The sequence below is a fragment of the Rhizobium favelukesii genome (assembly GCF_000577275.2).
Taxonomy (GTDB): domain Bacteria; phylum Pseudomonadota; class Alphaproteobacteria; order Rhizobiales; family Rhizobiaceae; genus Rhizobium; species Rhizobium favelukesii.
This window is the reverse complement of record NZ_CBYB010000048.1, coordinates 1-2,006: the sequence shown is the minus strand read 5'-3', so window position 1 is coordinate 2,006 and position 2,006 is coordinate 1. Positions and strand designations below refer to the sequence as shown.

The window sequence follows — 2,006 nt, the reverse complement described above, 5'->3', positions numbered from 1 at the left end:
GCGCCGCAGTGGTGTGACGAAGACGACCATCTGCGACAACCTCAAGTCTGCCGTGGCGAAGGCGCTTTGGTTCGAACCGACGTTGAATGCGACTTTTGCCGCTTTCGCCGAACACTACGACACAACAGTGGTTCCAGCACGGCCCAAACATCCTCGGGACAAACCGTCCGCCGAAGGGACGGTTTTAATCGTCGAGAGGTGGGTCCTGGCCAGACTTCGAAACGAACGTTTCTTCAGCCTCGCTGATCTCAATATCCGCATTAGCGCTTTGATCGAGGACCTCAACACCCGAACGATGCGGCGATATGGCAAGTCTCGGCGCGCTTTGTTCGATGAAGTCGAGCGCTCCCAGCTCAAGCCGTTGCCTTCAACGCCGTTTGAGTATGCGGAATGGAAAGTCGCCAAGGTCCATCCCGATTACCATGTCGAGGTCGACAAGACGTTCTATTCCGTGCCGCACGGTCTTATCGGAAGACGGGTCGATATCAGGCTGACGTATCGGGCAGTCGAGATCTTCTTTGATCACAAGCGTGTCGCCAGCCACATCCGAAGCTCGCAGCGCTCCGGCCACATTACCGTCAATGAACATATGCCCAAGGCTCACCAACGCTACGCAAACACGACACCCCACACATTACGCAGGGAAGCAGCAAAGGTCGGAACCAATACGGCGACTTTTATTGAACGTCTGCTATCCGCCCGCCCGCATCCCGAGCAAGGTTACCGGTCTGCTCAAGGCGTTCTTTCCCTGGCGCGTCGATACGAATCCGATCGGCTGGAGCTTGCTTGCGCGCGAGCACTGGTCATCAACGCGTTGAGCTATTCGTCTGTCGCCAACATTCTCAGATCTGGCCTCGATCAGGCTCCGGCTACGAGCGAGGCTGTGAAGCCGGCACCGCCGCACGGCAATATCCGCGGCAAAATCTACTACCAATGAAGAGGACATCAGATGCTGACACATCCAACACTGGATCAGATGAATGCGCTTGGTCTTGCCGGGATGGCGACCGCCTATCGCGAGCTTATCGAGCAGGCTCATGGAAACGATCTTAGCTTCGACGAACGGCTGGGTCTGATGCTCGACCGCGAGATCGCCGTGAGAACAGACCGACGGCTGACAAACAGGCTCGCCACAGCAAAGCTTCGTTTTGCCAATGCTTCGATCGAAGACATCGATTTTGGATCTCACCGCGGTCTTGACCGCCGGAACGTCTTGTCCCTGGCTCAAGGTGCATGGTTGAAGGCAAACGAGAACCTAATCCTGACCGGCCAAACGGGCACCGGAAAAACATGGATTGCCTGCGCCTTCGCACGACAGGCGGCCCGCCTCGACTACTCAGTCCTCTACGTTCGTATGCCGCGGTTGTTCGAGGACCTAGCACTCGCCAGGCTGGATGGACGCTTTCCGCGCCTCATCGACAAGCTCGCACGCGTTCACTTGCTGGTACTGGATGACTGGGGAACCCATACATTGAACGACCGACAGCGCCTCGATCTGCTGGAAATATTCGAGGAACGATATCGGCGGAAATCGACCCTGATCACGGCTCAGCTTCCTGTGGCGGCCTGGCATGAAATGATCGGTGAGGCCACTTTAGCTGATGCGATTTTGGACCGTATCGTTCACAACGCACACCGCATAACGCTCGAAGGCGACAGCATGCGGAAACGAAAAATACCGGCGATCTTGACCGGTGGCGAAATAACCGAAATTAATCACCCGTAACAGCAACAAGGCAACCGGAACTCGATCACATCCGTTGTCCGCGACTTAGCGAAACGCTTGTCCGCGACTTTCTGAAAACGCTGTCCCAATTAAGCGAAATCCGCATATTGCGATCAGGTCGCCGATTAGATTGTTCCGCCTCATTCTTCTGGTCCCATAATGGGAGGGCTATAAAGGCCGATCCCGGAGAGAAGCGCGATACTGCGAAGACATCAATCACCATAGCTACGGACAGTCAGAAGGTGCTTGACCTCACCACGCCGAATAGAGAAGACAACCC

Annotated in this window: 2 protein-coding genes; both read left to right on the top strand. The window is 55.8% G+C overall.

The features are described 5' to 3' along the window. The coding region (locus LPU83_RS37940) for a Mu transposase domain-containing protein (RefSeq protein WP_425301840.1) at window positions 1-937 on the top strand (937 nt) is incomplete at its 5' end. A 12-nt stretch (window positions 938-949) separates the two neighbouring features. After that, complete coding sequence (gene istB / locus LPU83_RS37935) at window positions 950-1,726, top strand: IS21-like element helper ATPase IstB (RefSeq protein ID WP_024319250.1); 777 nt, start codon at window positions 950-952, stop codon at window positions 1,724-1,726. Window positions 1,727-2,006: the final 280 nt, after the last annotated feature.